Source organism: Oleiphilus sp. HI0079 (genome assembly GCF_001635105.1).
In genome coordinates this window covers 1-965 of record NZ_LWFT01001362.1, presented here as the reverse complement: position 1 = coordinate 965, position 965 = coordinate 1, and the positions used below count along the sequence as shown (strand labels likewise).

Annotated in this window: 2 protein-coding genes; both read left to right on the top strand. The window is 50.5% G+C overall.

The annotated features are described in order from the left end of the window. The coding region (locus tag A3750_RS26610) for a hypothetical protein (protein ID WP_197475271.1) at positions 1-267 on the top strand (267 nt) is incomplete at its 5' end. A gap of 15 nt (positions 268-282) precedes the next feature. Next, positions 283-965, top strand: a 683-nt coding sequence (gene rlmB / locus A3750_RS23555; protein ID WP_068548953.1) for a 23S rRNA (guanosine(2251)-2'-O)-methyltransferase RlmB, incomplete at its 3' end; no start/stop codon positions are given.

Genomic DNA, 965 nt, shown 5'->3' with positions numbered 1-965 from the left:
GCTGGTGCCAGTTCCGACAGTTCGGGTGCGCACAACAAAGGTAAAGATGAAAGTCGCGGCAAACTTAGAGGTAAAGGTTCGTCTTCGAAAGAGCATCCAAGAGTAAAAAGCAAAGGGAAGCCTTTGAAAGTGGGTGCTGATTTAAAAGCACCGAGCTTGCCAGTAAAAGGTGAGGCGCCCTTGCATGATAATGCGGGTCCTCGTCGAAGAGCAAAGTTACACCCCGTGAATGCAGCTAAAAAGCGCAGTGAAGAATCAGAAGATTAAGTTCAAAGAGTCAAGATGAGCAAGTTAGATACCGTATTTGGCATTCATGCCGTTGAGTCTTTACTGGAGCGAGACCATGCTCGAATAGAGCGCTTGGTCGTCATGAAAGGGCGCGATGACAAGCGATTGCAAGCCTTGTTGCAGTTAGCGAATGAACACAATATTCCGTTTAGCCTTAGTCCTCGGCGCGAGCTGGATGATTTAGTAAGAGGTCGTCATCAAGGCGTTGTCGCTCTTGTTGAGCCAAGTAAAGAGCTTAATGAAAATGATCTAGAAGCTCTGTTGGATGCTCTTGATGTGCCGCCTTTTTTGCTTATCCTGGATTCAGTGACCGATCCTCATAACTTAGGTGCGTGTTTGCGTTCCGCTGATGCGGCTGGTGTACATGCGCTAATCACACCCAAAGATAAGGCAGCGCCGCTCAATGCGGTCGCGCGTAATGTCGCCTCGGGTGCGGCCGATCAGGTACCGTTAGTGCGGGTAACGAATCTAGCGCGCACAATGCGTTCGCTTCAGGATCGAGGTATCTGGATTACAGGAGCGGCAGGCGAAGGTGAGAGTACGATTTATCAGGCCGACTTCAAGGGCCCGATGGCCATCGCTATGGGTGCAGAGGGTAGTGGATTGCGTCGCCTGACACGAGAGCACTGTGATCAGCTTAGTCAGATACCGATGGCTGGTTCAGTGAGTAGTCTGAA